13 protein-coding genes are annotated in these 22,553 nt (G+C 65.8%); 8 read left to right on the forward strand and 5 right to left on the reverse strand.

Annotated features, from left to right (window positions below):
* Positions 1-128: 128 nt before the first annotated feature.
* From ACOJUJ_RS12740 to ACOJUJ_RS12750, 3 genes are all read left to right on the forward strand, one after another.
* Positions 129-2,411 carry a CHAT domain-containing protein gene (locus ACOJUJ_RS12740; protein WP_420127259.1) on the forward strand — a complete coding sequence of 761 codons (2,283 nt, stop codon included), beginning with the start codon at positions 129-131 and terminating at the stop codon, positions 2,409-2,411.
* Positions 2,412-2,440: 29 nt separating this feature from the next.
* Positions 2,441-3,253: a hypothetical protein gene (locus tag ACOJUJ_RS12745; protein ID WP_420127260.1), complete on the forward strand. Its 813-nt coding sequence runs from the start codon at positions 2,441-2,443 to the stop codon at positions 3,251-3,253.
* A 121-nt stretch (positions 3,254-3,374) separates the two neighbouring features.
* Positions 3,375-5,252, forward strand: a complete 1,878-nt coding sequence (locus ACOJUJ_RS12750; RefSeq protein WP_420127261.1) for a M28 family metallopeptidase — start codon at positions 3,375-3,377, stop codon at positions 5,250-5,252.
* Positions 5,253-6,002: 750 nt separating this feature from the next.
* Here ACOJUJ_RS12750 and ACOJUJ_RS12755 read toward each other — a convergent pair.
* The 3 genes from ACOJUJ_RS12755 to ACOJUJ_RS12765 all read right to left on the reverse strand — a co-directional run bounded on the left by ACOJUJ_RS12755 (position 6,003) and on the right by ACOJUJ_RS12765 (position 10,347).
* Positions 6,003-6,707, reverse strand: coding sequence for a GNAT family N-acetyltransferase (locus tag ACOJUJ_RS12755; protein WP_420127262.1), 705 nt, complete (start codon positions 6,705-6,707; stop codon positions 6,003-6,005).
* A gap of 353 nt (positions 6,708-7,060) precedes the next feature.
* Complete coding sequence (locus ACOJUJ_RS12760; protein WP_420127263.1) at positions 7,061-8,029, reverse strand: PD-(D/E)XK nuclease family protein; 969 nt, start codon at positions 8,027-8,029, stop codon at positions 7,061-7,063.
* Between the two features lie 1,076 nt (positions 8,030-9,105).
* Positions 9,106-10,347, reverse strand: a complete 1,242-nt coding sequence (locus tag ACOJUJ_RS12765; protein ID WP_420127264.1) for a hypothetical protein — start codon at positions 10,345-10,347, stop codon at positions 9,106-9,108.
* 217 nt (positions 10,348-10,564) lie between these two features.
* Here ACOJUJ_RS12765 and ACOJUJ_RS12770 point away from each other — a divergent pair, with 217 nt between their 5' ends.
* The 4 genes from ACOJUJ_RS12770 (at position 10,565) to ACOJUJ_RS12785 (ending at position 14,935) form a co-directional block, all read left to right on the forward strand.
* The gene (locus tag ACOJUJ_RS12770; RefSeq protein ID WP_420127265.1) at positions 10,565-11,890 is read left to right on the forward strand and encodes an IS1380 family transposase; all 1,326 of its coding nucleotides are present in this window, start codon (positions 10,565-10,567) and stop codon (positions 11,888-11,890) included.
* Between the two features lie 463 nt (positions 11,891-12,353).
* Positions 12,354-13,112: an HAD family hydrolase gene (locus tag ACOJUJ_RS12775; protein ID WP_420127266.1), complete on the forward strand. Its 759-nt coding sequence runs from the start codon at positions 12,354-12,356 to the stop codon at positions 13,110-13,112.
* Between the two features lie 3 nt (positions 13,113-13,115).
* Positions 13,116-14,480, forward strand: a complete 1,365-nt coding sequence (locus tag ACOJUJ_RS12780) for a hypothetical protein (RefSeq protein ID WP_420127267.1) — start codon at positions 13,116-13,118, stop codon at positions 14,478-14,480.
* Positions 14,477-14,935 carry a YunG family protein gene (locus ACOJUJ_RS12785; RefSeq protein ID WP_420127268.1) on the forward strand — a complete coding sequence of 153 codons (459 nt, stop codon included), beginning with the start codon at positions 14,477-14,479 and terminating at the stop codon, positions 14,933-14,935. Before ACOJUJ_RS12780 ends, ACOJUJ_RS12785 begins: the two co-directional genes overlap by 4 nt.
* Positions 14,936-15,405: 470 nt before the next feature.
* Here ACOJUJ_RS12785 and ACOJUJ_RS12790 read toward each other — a convergent pair whose 3' ends face one another.
* Positions 15,406-17,412 (reverse strand): Druantia anti-phage system protein DruA, encoded by a 2,007-nt coding sequence (locus ACOJUJ_RS12790; protein ID WP_420127269.1) that lies wholly within the window; start codon positions 17,410-17,412, stop codon positions 15,406-15,408.
* Between the two features lie 20 nt (positions 17,413-17,432).
* A complete protein-coding gene (locus ACOJUJ_RS12795; RefSeq protein WP_420127270.1) occupies positions 17,433-18,956 on the reverse strand; it encodes an ATP-binding protein in 1,524 nt (507 codons plus the stop codon).
* Between the two features lie 525 nt (positions 18,957-19,481).
* Here ACOJUJ_RS12795 and ACOJUJ_RS12800 point away from each other — a divergent pair.
* Entirely contained in the window at positions 19,482-22,421 is a 2,940-nt protein-coding gene (locus ACOJUJ_RS12800; protein WP_420127271.1) for a hypothetical protein, read from the forward strand.
* The last annotated feature ends 132 nt before the right edge of the window (positions 22,422-22,553 follow it).

Consider the following 22,553-nt stretch of genomic DNA (forward strand, 5'->3'; position numbering starts at 1 on the left):
CGGAGATCGTCGCCTACGTGATGCTTGCGCCGCAGTAAGCACGGCTTTACGGATGGGACCACCTGCTGGGTGAGGGGGGAGAGGCGGAACTGCGGGTAGATACCGCGCGCGCCGCCGAGCGCCTGCGCTTGGCGCAGGCGCTCGGCAACGCGCTGGTGCGGCGGGGCGGTGACGCGACGCTCGCCGCAGCGGCCCACGCGATCCTCGCTCGCACGGGTGACCCGGCGGCGACCGGCAAACTCGCCCAAGCCCACGTGGAGTACGCGGCGGGGCAGGCGGCCTACTACGGCGTGGACTACGCGGCCGCAGGCGAGCACTTCGCCCGGACGCTGGAGATCCACGCGCCTTCGCCGTCCCTCGAGAGTTGGGCGCGGCTATTTCACGCATCGATGCTCATCGCAACCGGCAAGGCGGCCGCAGCCGAACCAATGCTCCGCGCTCTTGCCTCCCAGACCGACACGCTTCGGGGTCCGGCCCTGGCCGGACGATCACGCTGGGCGCTGGCGACGGCCCTGCTGCGCAGCGGCCGGTACGAGGCGGCGCTGGGCTCCGCGCGCGACGGGGCTCGCCTGCTCGGCCGAGCCGGCGAGCACGAGTTGCAGTACGCAGCGCAGTATGTCGCCGCCGACGCAGAGTTCTACCTCGGCGCCATGCCGGCGGCGCACGAGACTGCCCAGCGGGGGCTCGTCGCACTTCGCCGCAACCATGGCTCCATCTGGCTTCTCAATACTCTCTCAGTTGCGGCGAAGACCGCCGAGGCAGACGGGCTCCCGCTTGCGGCAATACGCATCCAAGGGGAGCGAGTGATGCGGGCAGAGCGTCTCAAGATCCCCGTCCGCGTCGCCGAAGCTCGCCTGGGACGTGCGCGCCTGCTCGCCGACGCGGGCATGCTCGAGCAGGCACGCACCGACGTTGACGCAAGCGAGCCGCTCGTGAACGGGCTGCCTGCCGGGCCCAGCCGGACGTGGCTTGGAGCCGACCTGCGGCTCGCGCGCGCTGCGATCCTCCGTTCAAACAGTCCCGCGCGCGCGTCGGCGGCCCTCGACAGCGTTCTCGCCATCTCGGCCGGCTCGCTCACTGCACCCCGGCTGCTCCGGGCATGGGTCGGGCGCGCCGACGCGCGTCTTGCCATGGGAAACGTGCAGGGCGCAGAGGAGGACCTGAACGCCGCCTCCGTTCTCCTGGCCAGAGAGCGCGACGCGATTGCGGTGACGGAGTTTCGGGCGTCGCTGCTGAACGCGGCACGAGGCGTATTCGACCGCCTCACCATGATCAGGCTCGCGGCGCGCGACACCGCGGGCGCGCTCAGGTACTTGGAGCGTGGGCGAACCTCGTTCGGTCCGACCGGGCGCGACAGCGTCGGACAGGAAGAGGGAAGGTGGAGGATGCGGCCCGGGGAAGTAGCGGCCGCGTACGCCATGGTCGGCGACACCCTGCTGGTGTGGACCGTCGCCGGTACCGACCTCCGCCTCTTCCGGCGGACGGTGAATCGCGAGGAACTGGTCGGCGCGATTGACGAGCTGCGCTCGTCGCTCGAGCGTGGAATGGACGGAGAGTCCGTGCGCCACGCACTCGAAGCGCTGTACGAGCGGCTGGTGCGGCCCATCGAGTCGAGGCTCGGGGACGTGAACACCACCCTGGTGCTGATTGCCGACGGAGAGCTGGCGCCGGTTCCGTTTTCGGCGCTCTACGACGCCAGGCACCGGCGCCACCTGATGGAGACTCATCCGGTTCGGTACGCCGGCAGCCTCCGTGACGCGGTCCGCACCCGCGCGCACGCACCGCCGGACGACCTCACCGCCCTGCTCGTGGCCGACCCCGCGTTCGACGCGCGGATGCAGCCGGACCTCCTGCGGCTCGCCGGGGCGCGGGCGGAGGTGGACTCGATCGCGGCAGCGTATCCGCGCCACTACGTGCTGAGCGACTCGGGGGCCGCGCGCGGCGCATTGACCGCGGCACTCCCCGGCGCCCGGGTGGTCCACTTCGCGGGACACGCCGTGTTCGACGACCAGCGGCCGGAGCGCTCGTTCCTGGTGCTCGCCTCGGAGCGCGGCGGCACGGGCCCCGCCCGGCTGACGGCAGCGGAGATGGAGGAGATGCCGCTGCAGCACGTCGACCTGGTCGTCCTGTCGGCGTGCGAGACGCTCCGCGCGCGCAACGGGCGGAGCGACGGCTTCGCGGGGTTCGCGGGGGCGCTGCTGGACGCGGGGACCGGCGGCGTGGTCGGCAGCCTGTGGCGGGTGGACGACCGCCTCACCACGCCGCTGATGATCGAGTTCCACCGCGCGTACCGCCGCTCCGGCGACGGTCCGCAGGCACTTCGCGACGCACAGCTGCAGATGCTGCGCTCGCCGGATCCGGCGCTCCGCTCCCCGGCCGCCTGGGCCGGCTTCCGCTACGCCGGCAATTAGGAACCCTTCCATTCGAGAGGAGAAATGCGATGCCCACTGTAACTGTCACGTTTGCCGGCATGTGTCTGCTGGTGCCCGAAGCCGGCACGCTGCACGTGCTGATGCCGCACACGGACGGACATCCCCATCACCCCCGGCTGGTCCTGCTTGACAATTCCGGCAAACTCAGAAAGAAGAGAATTTCGGGCCTGGATCTCGACCTGACAAACGTGACCGGCGCGTTCATCTCGGGCGTGCAGTCCGAGATCTTCAACTTCGGCACGTCGCCGCTCGGAGTCCGGAAGGTTCCGAAAGCGCTCCTGAGCCTGGGTTCCAAGCTCCCCGACGACGTGCGTACACGCGTCCGCCTCAAAGCGGGGAAGGCCGGGGGCATCCCCCGACTGGGCGGCGCCTGGAACTTCCCCTCCATCAGCGGCCCCATCCGCCTTCCGACCGCGGTGAACTGGGAGATCCAAGGCGTCACCGGCTCGCACCTCAAGGTCGTCGACCGGCTGAGCGGTGAGACGTTCGAGGCATTTCCGAACCGCTCCGGCGTCATCAAGGTGCTGATCGTAAATGTCACTGCTAACGAGCGGGATCGGATTTCCAGCACGAACGTTCCCGCGCACACCCAATGCCGGCCGAACGGCGAGAAGGCTGTGCATTTCAAGCACTACGCCGACCTTCTCGACCCTCGGAGCCCGCCGCTGACGCTGCCGGAGTTCGACCTTGTGAAGTCGCGGGCCCTCGGCCTGTGCCCGCCCCGGGCAGCCAGGCAGCCCCGGGTGCGCCTCGCTCCGGCCGCGGCCGCGGCCGGAGGAAGCGAACTCACCTGCATGGTCACCACGGCGCCGCCCCGCTGAGCACCGTACCATGGGGAGCGCATCGGCATCCGCGGAGTCCCGTCCGCACCTTCCCGGACGGGACCGGGATTCAGGAACGGTCGCGCCCGGATTTTCACCACCTCCGCAACCGGATCCGCCCATGAGCTCGACACCTTCCATCACGGCCGTCTTCGACCTCGCCAGCACGCTGGCGTTCGTGCAGACCTCGGCGGACGGCCAGCACATCGCGACGCTCGAGGTCTATCCCAGCGTGGCGGACGTGCTGCGGGAACTGATGGAGAACGGCGTCGACCGCTTCATCGTCTGCAGTTCCGCCGTGCCGAAGGAGGAGGTGCGAGCTACCCTGGCGGAGCGGCTTCCGGAGTTGGCCGACGCTTTGGTGCTGGGCCGGGATGGGCTGGGCGACCTACTCGCCCAGGCGGCAGAACGCAGGGTCGACGGCGTGAAGCTCCTGTTCGTCGGCGCCGAGGCGGCTGATCGCGAGATCGTCCGGAACGCGGGAATCCTCACGGCACCCCACCCGAGACTGGCCTTGCCGGTCCTGCGGGGAGACGGGCCGCTCCGATACCTGCGGATTCGTGTTCCGCTGCTGGAGCAGACGATCGACTGGGTGTATGCGCTGCGTGCCGAGCGCGTGGTTCCACTTCACCTCACGACCGAGCCGGGTGCGTGCGCGCCGACGATTTACGCGATCGCCGACACTCGCACCACCGCGGCGCTGGACGACCTGGGGTTCTGGGTGGACCGGCTGGGCGCGCCCGATGAGCCCCAGACCACGGCAATCTTCCTGATCCGCGACGCTCTCCACGAACAGCACGGGTTCCTGGAGCCCATCGGTAATGCATCCAGCATGTTCGCGAGCGAACCCGCCGCGTCGCGGGTGCTCGCCTCGACGCATGAGGGGTTCCTGGTCGCGCTACCCGGCAATGCGCGGGTCGACAAGCTCCGTTTCGCCGACTCATTCGATGGGCACACGCACAGGCGTACGCCGTCGCTGACCCTCCTTCAGCGCGGGTGCACAGTCGCGCCGCGCGCCACCGAGCTGACTCGGGCCGCGGCCGCGGAGCCGCTCTCCACCGACGAGCAGGACGTGCTTCGTCGCCACTTCAGGCCTGATTTCATGGAAACGACCGTGGCCAGGTATGCGGGAACGGCCCCCGGGGCCGGCTTCGACAGCCGGAATGTGTACCACGAAGGGAACCAACTCGCGGTCGATGCGCTCATCGCCGAGCTCGAAAGGGTCGATCCCGGACGGTTGAAGGTGGAGCGCCACGGGTTCGCGCAGGACACGCTCACCAACGTGGTGGCGACGTTGCCTGCGGCGGCTGGAAGGGAGAAAGAAGGCATCGTCTTCATTAGCGCTCACCTCGATTCTACCGCCGACTGCGAGATCGATTACGATCCGGAGACGTGGCCGGCGCCCGGGGCGGATGACGACGGAAGCGGCATGGCCGCGGTTCTGGCCGCCGCGCACGCATTCGTGGAGCTTTCCAAGCTGCGGCCTCACCGCGAAGTCCGCTTCGCGTTCTTCAACTCCGAGGAGATCGACAAGGCCGGGAGCGAGACCTACACCAATTCGCAGGCGGCGCTTTGCAAGCAGGTGACCGCGGCATTTCACCTCGACATGATCGGGTATGACCAGAAGCCTCCCGCCGTGTTCGAGGTGCATGCGGGATACGCCGCCACCAAGCCCAAGGACGCGAAGGCCGCGGCGGCCCGGTCGGCGGAACAGGCCGATCTCATTGAGTATCTGCGTCCGATCGTCACCACACTCCCCAAGACCGAAATCACCACGTCGCCTGACGAAAGTGGAGCGGGCCGTAGTGATCACTGCATGTTCCACGCGGCCGGCTACCCCGCATGCTGGGTGACGGAGGACTTCTTCCCCGAAAGCGGAAAGCGGAGCGACAAAAATCCGGCTTACCACACGAGGAAGGACCTGACGATCAAGGCGGACTATGCCGCGCAGATCGCGCGGCTAGTGGGTGCAGCCGCGTGGATCGCCGCAACGCGCTAGCGATCCCTGCACCCGATGCTGGTACGTTCTCGACTAGCACGCGGGGCACACGGCCGTGCTGCGTGCCTCGAGCAATCCAGCGCGCACTTCGGCGGGGGTACCGGCCCACACAGCACGTCTCTCGCACGCTGCCAGGGCAGCGACTGAAGCTGCCAGTCTCCTTCGGCAAGAAACGAGAGTTCCACCGCAAGTGGAAGGCTGCGGTCCGACCCGCGAATAAACGCGGCCAGCCTAGAGCCGATGGGAAAATGCCCTGTCTAGTATCCGTCTTTGATGGTCGAGAGGCGGCGCCTTCTTTTCTGTTTCTCATATTTGCCGAGCGCGGAGGGCGACGCGTGCACATAGTATATGCCGCCTCCCGTTCCACCACAATTGCAGATCACGCGCGCGCTAAGTGCGCCGATACATTCGAAACCCCCGCGTCGGTGCCCGAGGAAATCAGCTGGTCGGCCTCCCAAGCCGGGGGCGTCCAGGCCGACACCCTCGCCACCGCTGATGGACAATAGCGGCACCCACGTCGCACCTCCTGGCGCTCGGCCAACCGGACGCCACTATAGCACGGCGCAGCAGTGCTCTCCGCCACGCCTGCGGCGTCTCCCAATGCTCCTCGCCAACTCCTTTGTCAATCTCGTTGCGCGACTCGACGGAACGGCGTCAACCACAGTGCACACAGCGACTTCCCGCAGTTTCATGATCCCTGCTGGATCAGTAGCTACGCATGCTGCGTGGACACGCCGAGCGCATCGGGTGCTATCCTTTCAACCCCAAATCACCCAAGCCGCGGAAAGGCAGCGTGAACTCTCCGATCCGTGCGTGCATGAGCACCGCGCCATCGTCACGGAAGCGCCCGCGCTGACGGGAGCGCTCGAATCCCATGCGGCGGTAATAGTCGGCCAGCCGGCGGATCGCTGCCGCGCTGCAATCCGGCTCTCCGTCGCGAAACTCACTCTGGACTGGCGTTGCAAGGAGCACCGCGACATCACCTGTGCTCCGTGACAGACTCCAGAGCGAATGTGCGACCAGTCGCGCGCCAATCTGCTGGCCAGCGAATGCGGGATGGACGTCCACCGCACGGAGATAGAGCAGACTTCCACTGATCAGCGCCACCGAGTGTTCGAGTTCCATCAGTTCGTCCGCTAGTTCCCCGACGAATGCCAGATCACCGTCCATCGAATCGAGCCAGTTGAACCACGAGGTCCTGAGATCCCAGCAGAACCGGGCAGGGAACTCGTCGATTTGGACGGTCGCGATCCTGACCCATTCCTCGCCATCGGATTTCTCGGGTCGAAATGTCGCCGTCAGCTTCGCCCACCATGCTCCGCTCCCGATCTCCAGGTCGTCTTGACTGAGGGTAACGTCAATCACATGCGAGATCGGAGGATGACCATAGAGCCCGTCCAGATCGGCGAATCCACCATATCGTGCGATGCACTTGTGGCGGATGGTGGGCTGCACGGCGGGCCCGTTCTCCGGGAGGTGGATGGAGGTGTTGGCGACACGGATTGGAGTTGATTTCGGCATCGGAGATTTCTTTCCAGAGTGGACCAGAGTGTTCACACCGGCCCGCCACTAGGTCGTTGAGCTTTGAGGATACGTTCAGGCCCGTCACCCAGAACGGCTTCGGCTTCGGGCTACAGCCGCGGGTCCCGTACGAGCCGCTACGGGTGCAAGACGAGCCGGCGGAAGGGTCATACATCCGCTCGATCTCATCGCGTAGATCAGCGGCGTAGGCGTGTGACAGCGGCGCCCCCACAGAGGCTGCCTCGTTCCGGACCACGCGAGCGGAGAAACATGCACAGCATTCTGGATCATGAATCCCCCCGCTCATCGAGATCCGCGGTTTCGAGCTCTGTCTGGCAGAGGGCGTAGAAGGGACAGTAAGGACAGTTGTGGCGCCGCTCTGGATCAGGCAGAGGAAAGTCGGTGATCGGACGGGGTTCGTTCCTATCCGGAACGGCGAGCAGCATCTGCATTGTCTGCACGCTCTCGCGAATTCTCTTCGCGGTTTGGATGACATCGTAGCGCGAGATCTCGAACGTGCTGTCCGTGCCGGCGGCAAGATTCACCACGCGACCAAACCACGCTTTATCGCGGAACGGAAGGCCGAGCACCGTCCGGCAGTAAAGCGTGTAAAGCAGAATCTGCAGTTCGGCGTCGGTGTCGTCGCCCGTCTTCCAGTCGACGATGACCACGCGCCGCTCATCGGGTCGGTAGACAAGATCCGGCTCGGCGTAGATCGGCCAACCTTCGTGGATAAACGCCTCTGGACCATTCGGCACGGTGATCCACTCGGGACGGCATCGCTCTACATCCTCCCAGACCGGGGAGGCTTCCAGGTTCCGGAGACAGATGCGTGCTTTGGCGACCGCAGTGACGAGATCTGCACCGCTGCCCGACCTGGAGTACCAGGCGTCGTGCAGCATCACCACCCGCTTCGGATCGCGCTGAAACAACCCGCGATGATGCGAGCCGATAACCGCGCGGTTGAGAGCGTCGGACACACGCGCAAGCATCGCCTCGAACGGCGGCCGGCGCTTCCCGCGGCGTACGGCATTCGCGCAGTCACGTGCGCAGGCATGCACAGCGCCGCCCACCAGCATCGGGAACGACGTGAGCTGCTTGAGGGCGTATGCGAGCCGCACCTCGTTCTCGGCGTCCGGTTGCCAGCCTCGGTGACTCCCGTAGTAACGCCAGTAATAGGCGCGCGTGCACTCTGCCAGAGTCCGATCTCGCGAGTGCGACCAACTGAATTCCGGGAACTGCCCTTCAATACGCATGAACTCTCCTCGGTCAGGAAAACTCAAGGTTGCCGAGGGCGAACCCCCAGCAGCCACCAACACACCCACTCTTTTTCTCCAAAGGGTTAATCGCAGGCGCACAAACCGCGGGGGGCGCCGAATCGATCGGCGCCCCTCCCACATTTTCCTGAACGACAATGGCCAGTATCAGGCAGAACGTGCGGCCACCCAGTCTTCGCCCGCGATCTTCTCCCACAAGAATCCGCAACCAACCCGGCGGCACTCAACGCCGTATGCGAGTCATCATCACCTCGGTCCCGAGCCTCGTGGACAAGTTCGGGCAGCGGCATCAGTTCCCGGCGCAACTTGGCGAAGAGCATTACGGTGGAGTGAGGCTGCGGGCTTTTCGGGAGGAGTAGCAGTACAGGTCGAATTGCATGGACAGGGTAGCTCGACGGGGAGCCACTCCGACTTGGCGGCACGGAGCCTGGGGGGAGATCGCGGGTTCCCTTCTCCACCGGCGCGGCTGGGGCGCCCCCCCCGCCCGCGGGGGGGGCGTGTCCGGCGCAGGGCGGAGGCGTCCGCTGGGAAGACGAAGTCGGGCCCGCGTTGCCGGGGCCTGTTCGGGACTACAAGTGCAGGGGGGAGATGCTGGCGGGTCTCGGCCGGGGCGGTGAGCGCCACGCGCGCGGCCACGTAGGTCTGCACGCGCAGCGCGCGAAGCTCGGCAATCCCGTTCTCTGGCCGGCGGCTTGGCTCGGGGCGCGCCGCAGTCCCGCCCGCGGGCGGGGAAACGCATGGAGGAGGAGGCGCAACACGAAGACGGGCCCGCGTTGCTGCGGGCCCGGCCTTATTATATTAGGTGCAACAGGAGAGGAGCGTCGGCATACCTATCCGGCGGGCGCTCCGAGGCGATCACCGCGTTCCCGGGGAGAGCGCCGCCCTCTCCCCCTATTGGTATGGGGGGCGCTGCGTGCCGACCTCGCGCCGGGCCCGCCGCAGCGTATAGCGTATGTGTGGGGAACTCGAAGGGCGAGCCCGTGGCGATCGCCGGCAGTTCACCGACCGGGTCGTGGGTTACTGCTCCGATTGCTACCCGGCTCGGCTGCCGCGGGTCAGAGCGGTTTCTTGAGTCCGAAGGCTGCAAACATGCCAGCCAACATACCGACAAAGGCGATGGCAGCGAGCCGAATGTCAGATACGTCGCGCTGTGTGAGGTTCGCTGCAGTCTGAACAGCCATGATCGATGGCACCGAAAGGAGCAGGCCTGCCAAGAGTCCGGTGAACGCCACCCGCAGCTTTGCGCCGCGAACCACGAGGTTCAGGTCGAAGGACAGGCGGCGCTGTGGCTTGACTTCGGCATCCACTGCATCGGGACGCGCGTCGCCACGACCGTCCGCGGCATCCGGCTTCCGATCATCTCGGGAACGACGCTCTGCCGACGGTGAAGACATGAGAGTTTGGGTAATGGTGATTCGCGCGTACTCGGTCCGGTGGGACAGAGGTGTCCGGAACCGGAAACGTTTCACGTCATACGGTGAATCGATAGGCTGAGAGGCCGCGCTCAGGATGTCCAGCAGTGGATCCTGGGTCTCAAACAGAAGGTCCCCGCGGCGGGAGGGCTGGGGCGCCCGCGATCCAGGCGGCGTGAAGTGGTAGACGCGGACTTCGTGGAAACGCCCCGGACTCATACGGTAGCGGCCGTGCTCATCGGGTTCGAGAATGCGTGGAGCGCCCGGCGTGGCGCGCATCGGCCACGGGAAGCTCCAGTCACCGCCCTCATCCGCGATTTCGGCGACCAGGCAGTAGGCAAGTATGTCCGTGAACTCGGGCTTGCCAGAGAGCTGCGTCGCGATTTGCTCCCACTCGGTTTTGTCGGTGGTACGCCGTACGTGATCAAGGGAAGGAATCTGATGCACGAGTTGGATGTCCTCTGAGTTGAATCCTTGCGTCTCCGGGAGGTTGGCAGATGCTCGAAGAGCCGCGGTGAATGCGTCGAGGTTCTCCGCGTATGCGAACTCTCGCAACGTGAGCTGAAGCACCACGTGGCTGCCGTACCAGCAATAGTCCGCGATCTGTCCGAACCGGACAGGCACGACGCAGACAGGTTCCGTATCGGCAAGGTAGCCGAGGAGCACCGGTGCTCCTCGGATCGCCTCACCTCGCTTGGCCGCGGCGGGGAACAGAGTCCCTCTTCCCGGGAAGTCGTCGGAAGCATCGGTGGACATTACCAGGTCCCTGCTGTATCGATACTGAACGTGCGTCCCGGGAGGCAGGGCGAGGACGGCAAGCAGATTGTCCCGATAACGATCTTCCTTGCAGGTCGAAACAATGAGGAATGTCGACGACTTGACCATCAGCACATCTTTCTGGAGAGCGTTTCGTAATGGGCTGCATCACGCGGACCGTCGCCGCGAAGAACATCGTTGATGCGCGGAGCTGATACTGCAAGCAAAATCTTGTTTTAACCCAGATCCAGCGGTGAACAAAGCGAACACCGCCTGGATGTAGTAGAATGGAAAGGACTTCGGCCAAGAAGTATCCTCACCATCTACAACACCCAGGCGGTGCGAAATGGAACGTATCCAGGCGCGGCCTCACGTGCAAGGCGATCGGTCGGGAGTGGAGTTGAGGGAGGGAGCGACCCAGCTGACGGATGGCGCCGGATTGTTGCAGTTGCGGGGGTTGTTCGACGCACTGGAGCTGGGGCGTTGGCTGGACGCGAGGGAGGTGGGTGGGCAGGAGGAGTATCGGATGTCGCTGATGGTGGAGATGTGGAGTGCGCTGCTGATGTACGGCGGCAGCCACATGGATCACCTGGCGTGGCTGAAGGCGCGGGGAGTCGGCGAGTTGTTCGGGTGGGAGGAGATCCCGCACCCGACGACGTTCGGGCGGTGGCTGCGGCGCAACGCGAAGCTGAAGCGCGAGAGCGTGGAGGAGGCATTGCGGAAGGTGGTGCTGGCGCGTTGGGGGAAGGCGGTTCCGAAGGCGGTGATGCTGATCCTGGACGCGACGGTGGTGCTGCGGTACGGGACGAAGCAGGCGGGAGCGGAGGTGGGCTACAACCCGAAGAAACGGGGTCGGCCCTCGCATCATCCGCTGGTGGCGTTCCTCTCGACGGGCGACTGCCTGGGGGTACGGTGGAGAGCCGGGGACTCGCATTGTGCGGCCGGGGCGACGGAGTGGATCCGGGAGTTGGTGGAGTGGCTTCGCGCGGCGGGGGTGGAAGAGATCACGGTCCGCCTGGACAAGGGCTTCTATGCGCAGGCGACGGCGCGGGTGCTGGACGGGCTGGGGGTGAAGTTCGTGCTGAAGGTGCCGGAGTCGAAGGCGGTGCGGGCGCGCAAGGGAGAGTTCGTGCAATCGGCGGAGGAAGATTGCAAGCATCTCTGGAGCTCGGAGGGGCAGAGCTGGGGATATCGGCTCCTGAGCGTGGAGGAGCGCGAGGAGATCGGCGCGGGCAAAGGGGAGTTGGACCTGGGCGCCTACGAAGTGGTCAAGCGCGCCACCATGCTGACGAACGTGGAGGGGATCGACGCGTACGAGGCGTGGGCGCTGTACAACGCGGGGGCGGTGGTGGAGCACCGGATCGAGGAGCTGACGCAGCTGTCGGTGGGTCGCACGGCGGTGGACGACCTGGGCGGCAACGCCCTGCTGTGGGCGCTGGGCGCACTCGCGTACGAGCTGACGCACGTGCTGCGGACCTCCGCCCTTCCGTCCGCGTGGACGAGTGCCCAGCCGAAGCGGCTGCGGGCGTGGCTCTTTCGGATGCCGGCGAAGCTGGTGAGGCACGCGCGGCGCTGGTCGGTCCAGCTCACGCGGGGCGAGCCGCTCGCGGACGTGCTGCGTGGGGCGATGCGAAGTCTGCAGGGGAACCGCGTGCTCGCCCCGGTGATGTAAGCGCAGACCGGCCTCGCGCCTCCACGGCGCCGGCTTCGTAGTCGGCGCGGGCGGAGCCTTCCTCAAATCGAGGAGAAGCCGGAGTCTGCCGCTCGCTTTGCGTCAGCAATGCCTGCGAAAGCAGCAGAGCGGGGGATAGGGTGCCGCCAATCTGCGGATGGAGGTCTCGCAAGTGCCGTCGCGACTCCCCCATGCAGGATTTGGGTTTAAATGGTGCGCATGGCGTGCGCCAGCCGCCGTCTCGTTACAATTATCCCGAAAGCTGCATCTATAGGGTTGCGCGCTTCACAACGAGGCGACAGTCACCCAGGGCGGCCTATGCGCCGCCAATGACTCCGTCGGGGTATGTCTAGCAGAGACAGGGTGACCGCGTATAACTTCAGATTCCCGAGGTCCGCCGTTTCAAAGTCGTTCAGATTTTGCCTGAATGCGACAGTTCGAGGGACATGAGGCTACGTCTCCAGTGATCGTCTTCGACGCGGACGATACGCTGTGGAGGACACAGGAACTGTACGATGAGGCGAAGGCGCGGTTCTTCGCGTGGCTGGCGGAACTGGGTCACGACCCGGGTGCCGCTGTGTCCGCCTACACGGAGATCGACCTCGCGAATGTGGCGCGGCTCGGATTCTCGCGCGAACGGTTTCCCTCGTCCATGGAGGCGACGTACAGAGCCTTGTGCTCGAGCCGGAGCCGTGAGCCCGATCCTGCCGGTGTGGTGCAAGCGCGTACCTTCGCGACGTGGGTCTTCGATTCCACTCCCGAACTCCGCCCGGACGCCGAAGCGGCGCTGGAGCGGTTGGAGGGAAGCTTCCGCCTCATTCTTTTCACCGCAGGTGATCCGGATGTGCAGTGGGCGCGGATACAGGGTTCCGGTCTCTCCGGCCGTTTTGACCACGTTCACGTAGTGGCGCAGAAGACGGTCGGTACTTGGCGTGCGCTGCTGGAAGAGGTGAGCGCGGTTCCTGAGCGCACGTGGTCGGTGGGGAACAGCGTACGCTCGGACATCAATCCGGCGCTCGAACTCGGATTGCGCTGTGTCTTGATCGCGGCGCGGAGTTGGGCGTATGAGCAGGCGTCGCTCCCACCAGAAGGCTCCTATTCGCCTTCCGCCGGGGTGTGGCGCGCGGAGACGCTGACCGACGCTGCCGATATAATTTTGAGCCTGACGCATGGACCGGCGCGGGCTGATGGAATCAGATTGGAGGATCCTTCACGGAGGTGACAGATGGGCTCGGCCAGTCAAGAGATTCTCTATCTTTTCAATTCGGCATCCCGACCGCTCTACGAAATCAACGTGCTGAACGTCCTGGCTGCACCGCAGGGCGCGACGACCGTGCACCGTTACCAGCAGGAGCACGTAGAGAGCGGCATTTGGACCGGGGGTAAGAAGCCGCAACTGCGTCCGCAGCGTCTGTCGCTCTGGAACGTGGTGGGGCGCCTGCAGCGAGTGACGGAGGTCGTTTTCGTGTTCGTCGACCGCGGTCCCCCCCTGCGGTACCATCCTCTGCGCAAGGGGTCACTCTACCACACGTGGAAGCGCGACGGGCGGCTTTATCTCCGCGTGCAGTGGCACGACTTCTTCGCGGCTGTGCCGGAGAGTGTCGATGATGTCTCGGCGCGAATTGCCACGGCGGTGGGAAACGCTGGTCCGCGACTCGACGGCGAGAAGGTGGTCGGAACTTTCGTATTGAAAGGAATCAGGCTTTGTGAGAAGAAGAAAGGGTTGGTGGAACGTGACCAAGCTTGGAAAGACGCGACCGCGACGTTAGCACAAACCACCCAGTTCAAGAACCGGAGTGACCGCAGGGTAGTGTTCTTTCGGACCGAGCTTCAACAGGAGGCGGGTCCCCAGGCGAGCGTTTCGATCCGTCGCGGGCTGGAGCGCCAGGTTGTACAGAAAAACGTTGCATATCAACTGCGCATCAGCTACTACGACGAAGCGCACCCCGCAACTCCTAATCTCCCCGGCTCGCCGGCTCCTGATAGCGCGGATATGGTCCTACCCTCCCGGGTGGAGGTTCACACAGAAATCGGAGAGAACCTCTACAACCTTCGTATCAACTACTACGACAAGGCGAGCGCCGAGTCTGAGTCAAGCGGTCTCCCCGAATCGCCAGCGCATGGTGCGGTTTCAGCCCTCCCTTCCCGGGTGGAAATCCACACGGAAGTAGGAGACAACCTGCAACTGCTCACCAGCGGCCCCGTGCCTGTGGAGGCGAGGGCCGACGATTTCGTGGTTCCTCTCGCGGTCAAGCGCTATGCAGACGACAGCTACAGCTTCGTAAGAGTGGATGTGCGGCCGGCGGAGAGCGCGACGGTGAAGGACGTGCAGAGCGCTCGCCTGAATTTCGTGCTCGCTGTAAGGGAACAAAAGTGGTTCTGGCCGGTTGTCCTGTTCCTCGTGCTGGTGTTTGCCGCCGCAGCGTTCGTGCTCGGGGTGCCTGCCCCGGTTGCGCCGACCGCCGGATCGCCGGGAACGCCGGGCCTGTGGCCACTCGAGTGGCATCTGCCGTTAAAGGCTGCGGCCGCCCTTGTCCAGGCATTGGCGCTGCTTGCCCTCCTCCGAATTATTGGGAAGAAACCCGTATGACAACCCATGATGACGCTACCGAGCTGCTTCAACGACTGACAGAGTTCCGCAGGACGCTGGAGCCGGCGTTCGGGCCCGACACAGCGGTTTCGGGAAGCGCTCCGTCTCCGCCGAGCACCGGACACTGTGCCGTAGTCGCCGCGCTGACCTACCTCAGAGAAGGAGGCGAACTCGTAAGCACGCGTGTCGAAGGGGAGTCCCATTGGTTCAACCGCTTCCCTGGTGGAGTGCGGGCCGGTGGCGACCTTGACGTCGATCTTACCGCGGACCAGTTCGGCGGTCCGCCAGTCCGGAGCGGTCCGAGTGGAACCCTCTATGCACAGACAAGGACGCGAGGGTGGGCCGAGCTCAACGCGGAAACCTTGCAGCGAGCCGAGAGGCTTGCCGCACGCGCGGGCCTCGACGATCTCAGCACCAAGCTCCGCTCTGGTCTCTTTGACAGGCCGGAATCCTGAAGCACGCCGGAGGAATTCCCGACGTGACCCGCCGTGGCAGGGATCTGATCTCGTTCAGAAACGTCCACGGCACGCCGGCCGCGGCGTATGTCCTGGAGCGAAGCTCGGTGAGGGCAGAATCGGCGAACGGCCTCCGCCCGTCGATCAACCGCGCCTCCAGCAGGCGGATGAGGGCGTCGTAGCGGGCGAGGAGATTGTGTTCCGTGGCCTAGCGCGCGGAGAGGCTCGACTCTAGGCGGCGGAGCCGGGCCGGCGGACCGCGCTCAGCGGGGCGGAGCGGCCCGTCTTTGTTGGGGTGAAAAGCGACGCGGGGCAGACCCGGAATGGGGGGACCCCGCGCTGGCGGCGCCATCCAACGCGGGGTAGTCGGCCGCGGTTTCGGCGCTGTTCACGTACCACCCGAACCGGCCGTGCCGGGTACCCCGTAGCCCCGCCGTCGCTGATGACCCGGAGTACGTGCCCAGCGCGGTCTACGGCGCCGCGGCTTCCGCGAACAGGTCCTCGTCCTCTTCCCCCGGTACGTGGACCTGCGCACCATGTCGTACCGGATAACTCAGAATGTGCCGCCCCACCTCGTTTCGCACCTGCTCCTGGAGGACTCGCGAGGACAGCCATCGGCAGCGCCAGAACTCCGCAATCCGAGGGGCGACCTCCGCCGACTGCGGCAGCAGGTAGCGCGGCTCTCGGTCGCGCCCCACTAGTACCTCACGGAAATTCTCGGCGAGCGGGACCATGTAGACGAGCCGGGACTGCCCGTGCTGGACCAGCAGGTCTGCCGGGAAGCCGGCAACGGTAAGCGCCGCGCGCACCTTCCGGAGCTTCGGGTTGACGCCCTCCCCAAAGATGCTGTTCACCTCCCGCCCCTTGCTGGTCTTCGCCAGCAGGAGATCCATCACTTCGACGGTCTCCTGGGAGAAGTGGTAGGACCCGAATCCTGCCGTCCGGCCCACTCGGTGGTAGCGCAGTTCAGTCCCCTGCCGGCCCCCGGCAACGGTTGCCGGCATCCGGATGCGGTTGTACTGGCTCGACGCCACTCCGTACAGGCTCGTGGTGCCCAGCAACACCAAGTTCGGCTCGCGCACCACCGGCCGCCCGGCGATCGAGGAGGCGATGACGCTCTCGCTGGCGCGATACGCCCGGCGGTAGGCCGCGACGACCTCCGAACTCGCCATCATGAGGGCGACGAGCTTGCCACCGAGAATCGCATTATACGGGGCGATCGCGCCACAGACGGTCAGGTCCATCATCCCCACACCGACCTGACGCGCCTTCATGCGCCGGAGCACTCCTTTGATCGCCCTCCGTCCCTGGCCGGAGGCGAGAGTCGCGCGCAGGGCCTCGGCCGACGGCTCGGCGAAGCCCAGGTCATGGAGGTCCGCCCGGATCTCCAGGAGGTCGGCGAGCGCCAGCGCCCGTTTCGACCGGAACAGGCGGGTCCGCGCCCGGGCTTCCCAGTCGACGGATTCCCCCACCGCCTGGCGCTTGTGACGGTCGCGCTGCGGGAAGAGCCGGTGCACGCGCCGCGCCTCTACACCCGCTTCTCTCAGGGCTTCGATCGTCTCGTGCCGGGGGTGCACCAGGTCTTCCAGCGCCAGGAGACCCTCGTCAACGAAGTCTTCGATCAGGATTTCGCCGATCAGCGCCCGGAGAGACTCGTCGAGCCACGCAGCCCAGGAGTCATCCAGTTCCTCGGAGATGCGGCGCAGAAACGCGTCCGGGGCCCAACCGATCCACTCGTCCCGCACGCCCAGTTGCACGATCGAACTGCCGAGCGCCGCGATGCCGATCACGGGGTGATGCGGTGCGGCGGCGTCCCGGACCAGGAACGCCAGATGCCGACCGGGCGTGCTCTGGTACGTGGTGGTCCAGGTGTGCCGGAAATAACGCCATATGTGGCTGAGATCCAGCCCCGTGTGGACACACGGTTCTCCACGCCGCACCACCTGAACGTAGGGCTGGATGAGTGCGGCCAATGCCGAGTCGCGCTGCGTGCCGGCAGGGCAGGCACTCGCGCACGCGATGGCCCGTTCGAGTGCGGCACCGTCGCGCATCAGGGAGAAAATCGACACCCAGTCGCCGCGGGGGCCCCGGCGCTTCCGCTCCATGCTCTGGAGGAAGCTGGCGGTCGCCCGCTGCGCGAGTTGTACGTCGCGCTCGATCCGGTGACCCTCTCGCACCCGGGCCTTCTGTGCGTCGGCCGGGCCAGACTCGACGGGTGGAGGAGCGGCGGCGATGTGGCCATCCTGCAACTGGAAGGTCCAGCCCTGGGCTTTGAGGTCGCAAAGCACCCCGATCGCGATCCGGGTGTGCAGGCCGAGGCTCGGATCGTCGGTTTCCAGTTCGGAGGTCAGTCGTTCCCGTACGGCCGCGACCGCCGCAGCCGTGGATGCACTTTCCAGCGCCTGGACGCACGCGCAGACCGCGCGGCGGCCAAGGGTATCCTCGAGCGCCCTGGGCCGCAGCATCAGCCAGGACATCGTCTTCTGGGGATCGGTCATCAGGTGAGAAAGGCAGCAAGCGCGTCGCTCCACGAGGTCCGGTACCCGTCGGCGACAGCGCCGGCTCTCGCGGGCTCGAGGTCGAGCAACGCCCGGGCTGCGGCCAGCAACGTGGCCTCCAGGCCGAAGCGGTGGGTAGCGTCGGGAGACGCGCAACTGGGCGCGTACACCCGCTCGAAGAAGGGGTGATCGGTGTTGATGGTTACCGCCAAAACGTCGCCGCTCCGCTCGGGCCGAAAGAACTCGTCGGTGCCGAGTGCGCGCGCCGCGATCCGGTAGCCGAAACCATGGTCCGGGGAATCCCCGGTCCGGGGGTGCGGCAGGAACGGGTCCCGCGCCGTCGCACGCCGCGCCGCGAGCGTCGGCGGTGGGGTCTTCGCCGCGGCGAACCGCTTCCTGACCCGGGCGTTCAGCGTCCGGGCTATGGGTTCAAGGTCGGGAGACAAGATAGCCCGAAGCAGTGGAGTTGGGGAGACGCCCTGCTTGCTGTGAGTGACTCCGAAGAGTTCATCCAGGTCGGGCTCGAAGCGTACCTCGCAGCGCCACCAGTCGTCATAGTTCTCGCGGCGTTTGCCGCCCATCAGGTACCAGCCGGCGTCAATCTCGCGGCCGGCGCGTACGACGGAAACCGTCGGGCCGCCGATGATCCCCGCTGCCCGTTTCTCCTCTACACTCCTCTCGGCCCACGCCTCCACCGGGATCTCGACGAAGCGGATGCGTACCGTTGAGGTTCGCTCGGTCCCGGGGACGTGGATCGGGTACTCCAGGGTGCGGCCGTAGGCCTGCGAATGCGGGTACGGGCAGGAGGGGTGGCTGTAGAGGGGGTCCCGGGCGTGCACCGTCTCCCCGTTCACCAAGAGTTCCACACCGGACCAGATCGCATACCGGTACCAGCGTGCGAAGGCCTCCCTGAGCCGGCTGGCGACCGTGGACGCCCGCCGGAACACGACCCGGTCACACCGGGTCCACACCACGAGGGTGCCGCTCCGGGACCGGACCTTCACCGAGGGCGGGAGTGCGGCGTCGCGGGGCAGGGGTAGGCCCGTGCCCGTGGTGGCGATTTCATCAACGTCCAGGTAGGCGTGGCGGACCGCGCCGCGGCGCTGCCATGAGAACACGTCGACGCGCCGGGCCTGGCTGACCGAGCTGTTGGGCAGGCCCATTCCGAAGCGTCCCAGGCTCGTTCGGCTGTCGAATCGCTCGCTTCCGCCGAAGCGAAGCGCGTGGGCGAGACGCTCCACGTCCATCCCACAGCCGTCATCAAGCACTTGCAGCCGAAGTCCGCTCCGGTCCTCCTCGCGCTCGACCGCAACCGCGATGCGTCGTGCCCCCGCCTCGAGCGCATTGTCGACGAGTTCGGCGACAGCGGCCTCCGTGCTACGGTATCCGGTATCCCGCGTGGCGTGGATAAATTGTCGCTCTTCGATGAGAGGACACCGGCGTTCTCGGGATAGCTGCGGCCTGGGTGAACGGACGGCGCCCTCGGCACGGCCGCCCCTCCGAAGCGAATTCGTAGTGGTCATTTGTTGATCGGCTGAATCGACCATGCATCCCGCTTCGCGGCGCCGAAAGTAGCGGCGCGTGATCGATATGGAAGGGAAAAGGCCACTGGGCAAAGAAGCGCGAGAGTTCAGCCCTCCGGGCGGAACGGAGACATTCCAACAATCTCACTTCCCGTAGGGGTGCGGGGGAGCGGCTTTTTTGCTACTATTGTTTCCTTACGTGCGCAGTCCCCTTCTTCGGGGTCCCCGGCCCGCCGGCCGGGACCTTCCCGTCATGATTGATTCCACCGCCGGACCAACCGTCCCATGCAACTGATCCCGAGCCAGACGTTCGAGCAGGTCAAGGAAGCCATGGATCGGGGAAGACCGAGGCGTTCCTTCTCCCCATTCTGACAGACATCCTGTTGGAAGCCGCCCGGTGGGCTCCGGTGACAGGCGCACCGCGCTCGGGCGAGTATGAAGCAGACGCCGGGTCTCAAGCGGGGACCTCGGATCGCTAAACCCTTACCGAGCGGTGCGCGCTCGCGCCCGCACGTAAATGGCACGATGTCGCAAGACCAGAGAATGCGGCTGGAGGGTTGGCAACACCGTCTCGAGAATCATTTCAGCAAGCTCGCCGCAACCCGGCGAGAGGCGGGCTGGCCCGTATTCGCCCTCGAGCATGGTCTCGGGGCGGACGATCGCGCGGCTCTGATCGGAGACGTCCGAGTTTGTGCTGCTGAAGGTCCGGCGAGGCACACACCTCTACCGTGGATCGTCTATGCTGCGGAGTTCGGATACGAGTACTCCGGCTATGAGTACTGGCAGACGTTCGCGGCAAGAACGCCCGGGTGGCAAGAGACGTGGCGCCGCCTGGTCCGTTCGCGGTTCGAAGCCTTTGCCGAAGCATACCATGGTGCCGCGCCCGAGGGAGATTGGGCACGCCAATTCAAGAATATCGCGTGGCCGATCACGCATGGCATCCTGCCCAAGGATCTACAGCGGCAGTTAGCGGCGCTTTTGTACGACGCTCGCGTGTCGTTTCGAGCCGAGACGTTCGCATCGGCAGAATCTCTTGGTCGCCACCTGCAGGGCCGGTGCGATCGCTGTTCCTCCCGCTTCAGGCAATTCGCGGAAAATACGACCCTTCTCGGACAGATCGCTCTCGCCCTCCTGCTTCAACATGAAGTTAGCGAATCACCGTACGCGTCCGGCTCGACGTCGGTAATTCATGCGCCAACGCTCGCCCGCATCATCGAGGATCTTGGTCGCGAGCGTGATGCTCGCGATTGGCTGGCCGAAGCGCGCACGTCGGCCTCACGGTTCCGTGTTCGCGGGCTCGGCAGAATCCCTCTGCGGACGAGGGACCATGCGCCTGACCTGCGCGTCAGCGCGGCTGGTCAGCTGACGGTAGCACGCCCGCGATTCGTCCTTCGGGAGGTCGCGCCAGATCGTTGGCAGGTGCGGGTGCACTTTCCGAACTTGGCCCACCTGATCGCTCGATTCCCGCGTGCCAGGGATGTGCTCGCTCGCGGACAGGGCCGAGTGGCGGGTCAGGGTGGACCGCTGCTCGCTCGAAGTCGAATCATCTCCGAGTCGTGGCCTGCGGTCGTGCTGTCGGCATGGCCCTCGCCCGAGGCTCCGCTGCTGGCATTCGATGGCGCTCCTCCCGAACTGGACGCAGTGCTGCAGTCGAGCTTTCGCTTGCCACCTGGCGATCGCTGGTTGTTCCTGATCGGCGTTGACGGCCAAGCACGCGAACTGTCTAACCGGGTTCTGCGTCCAGGTGAGTCATACCTCCTTCTGCAGCGAAAAGAGAAACGGAACACCGCAGTGGGTATCCGCACCACAGATATTGCGGCCGAGGGCGTGTATGCCCTGAGGATTGACGTGCCTCAGAGTGTTCCTGACACGCTCGTATCAGTCCTAAGCATGCTCGGTCTCGAAGTGGCTCAGACGCTGGAGGTCTGGCCAGCGGGCCTGCCGGCCGCTGAATGGACGGGTGACGGACGAGGAGAGTGGGTTGCGGGTCAGCCCGTGATGCTTGGCGTGCGCGCAGATCGGCGCATGACGCACTTGAACATCGCCCTGGATGGGCTGCCGCTGGTCGATGTGGTGCTGTCGCCGGATCTTCCGCTGGGAGAACCGCTGTTCGTGAGGCTACCGGTTCTCCAGCCGGGTCACCACCGGCTCGTCTTTGCCGCACGGACGGTGGGTGGCTGCGAAGAGCCACCAGAAGAGGACCAGCGGGCGTTCGGCCTCCGTGGAGAGCTCGAGTGCGTGATTCGTGAGCCGCGGTCAGCAGCCAGGGGGGCGGGCGCCCTTCTACTGGCGCTTCATCCTGAAACGCCATCCCTGGAAGATGTGTGGGAAGACCGGTGCGAGGTTCACGTCGCAGCACCAGGCGCAGCGAACATCCGTTGCCGCGTCTCACTCCGCAGCAAGGGCGGTCAGTTGCAGTTTGGTCCTCGGATGGTGTCGCTACCTTCCCTCACGGACTCTGACGCGTGGCGACGTTTGTTTGCACCCGTTCGAGAGGCGGCCGAGGCGCAGTACGACGAGGCGCACCTCTGTGTGCTCGAATTCGATGCAGGTGCCCTCGGGCGAGCGCGGGTGACGGCGGAGCGGGACTTTACGCCGCTCCGTTGGGTGGTCCGTGAACATGGCCGCTATGCGGTGCTGATCGATTCGCAAGGATGTCACGATCTGTCGGTTTGGAGCTACAGTAGCGCTGCGCCTGAGCTGGCCCAACCTATCGACCCAGCGACTACCGCCGCGGGAATCGAGATCGGCGACGAGGGAGCGCTGCTGGTGGCCCGCTGTGACGACGTGGAGGCAGCGACCGTGGTCGTGCCGCGCCAGCGGGTCCAAACTCTCGCCGCGCTTGGCCGGCGTCCCCAGGTCGGTGCCTGTCGCCGCGAGGCTGCCTCGATCGCGGACCTCGCAAGCCTGGCTGCCATCTGGGAACGAGCTCGTTTAACGGGAAGCTCGCTCGCCGAGAGTCGTCGAACCGAGGCCGTCAAAGCCCTGGTGGCCCGGGTGATCAGCACGATAGCTGGGGAACGCTGGGAGCCAGCGGAGGCACAACTTCGCGACCGTGGACCAGGTGGGGCTGCGGATGTCATGCGCGGCCTGGTGACCAACAGGCCGGATGAGCGGGGAGTGGCAGCCGTGCTCGCGCGCGACACGGCCGCTCTAGCAGGCGCCCCCCAGGCCGAGGCGGATCAGGCGCTTGTCAAGGCCATTCAGGCGTTCGTGAAGGTGCCGAACGTAGAGGAACTCGCACCGTTCGCGCTGCGGCTCGCAGCCAGCCCGGAATCCGCTATCGGCTTGGTCCGCGATCCAACGGGAACAGTGGACCCCGCCGAGGGGCGGATGCGGGACCTCGTTGAGGAGTTGCTCACTCATCCCATCGTTGTGCGTGCCGCGCGGTACTTTCTGGTCGCCACCCGCGCCACTCTGCCAATCGATCACAGAGAGGTCCGCGGGCTACCGTGGAGCAGTTGACGATGCCACCGAACATGAATGCCGTAACCGGTCCCGAAACCACCGGCTGCCAGGTGCTCTCAGGCACCGAGGTGCACGCAGTCGCTGTAGGAGAGCTGGGGCTCGATCCCGCCCTGCTCGATCTGGAGGTGC

The organism is Longimicrobium sp. (genome assembly GCF_048594345.1).
GTDB lineage: Bacteria > Gemmatimonadota > Gemmatimonadetes > Longimicrobiales > Longimicrobiaceae > Longimicrobium.

Coding starts and splice junctions, on each gene's coding strand:
- ACOJUJ_RS12760 (WP_420127263.1), bottom strand. CDS start 8,029: ATGCGTATTGAAGGGCAGTTCCCGGAATTCAGTTGGTCGCACTCGCGA.
- ACOJUJ_RS12790 (WP_420127269.1), bottom strand. CDS start 17,412: ATGTCCTGGCTGATGCTGCGGCCCAGGGCGCTCGAGGATACCCTTGGC.
- ACOJUJ_RS12765 (WP_420127264.1), bottom strand. CDS start 10,347: ATGGTCAAGTCGTCGACATTCCTCATTGTTTCGACCTGCAAGGAAGAT.
- ACOJUJ_RS12795 (WP_420127270.1), bottom strand. CDS start 18,956: ATGACCACTACGAATTCGCTTCGGAGGGGCGGCCGTGCCGAGGGCGCC.
- ACOJUJ_RS12780 (WP_420127267.1), top strand. CDS start 13,116: ATGGGCTCGGCCAGTCAAGAGATTCTCTATCTTTTCAATTCGGCATCC.
- ACOJUJ_RS12745 (WP_420127260.1), top strand. CDS start 2,441: ATGCCCACTGTAACTGTCACGTTTGCCGGCATGTGTCTGCTGGTGCCC.
- ACOJUJ_RS12750 (WP_420127261.1), top strand. CDS start 3,375: ATGAGCTCGACACCTTCCATCACGGCCGTCTTCGACCTCGCCAGCACG.
- ACOJUJ_RS12785 (WP_420127268.1), top strand. CDS start 14,477: ATGACAACCCATGATGACGCTACCGAGCTGCTTCAACGACTGACAGAG.
- ACOJUJ_RS12770 (WP_420127265.1), top strand. CDS start 10,565: ATGGAACGTATCCAGGCGCGGCCTCACGTGCAAGGCGATCGGTCGGGA.
- ACOJUJ_RS12800 (WP_420127271.1), top strand. CDS start 19,482: ATGTCGCAAGACCAGAGAATGCGGCTGGAGGGTTGGCAACACCGTCTC.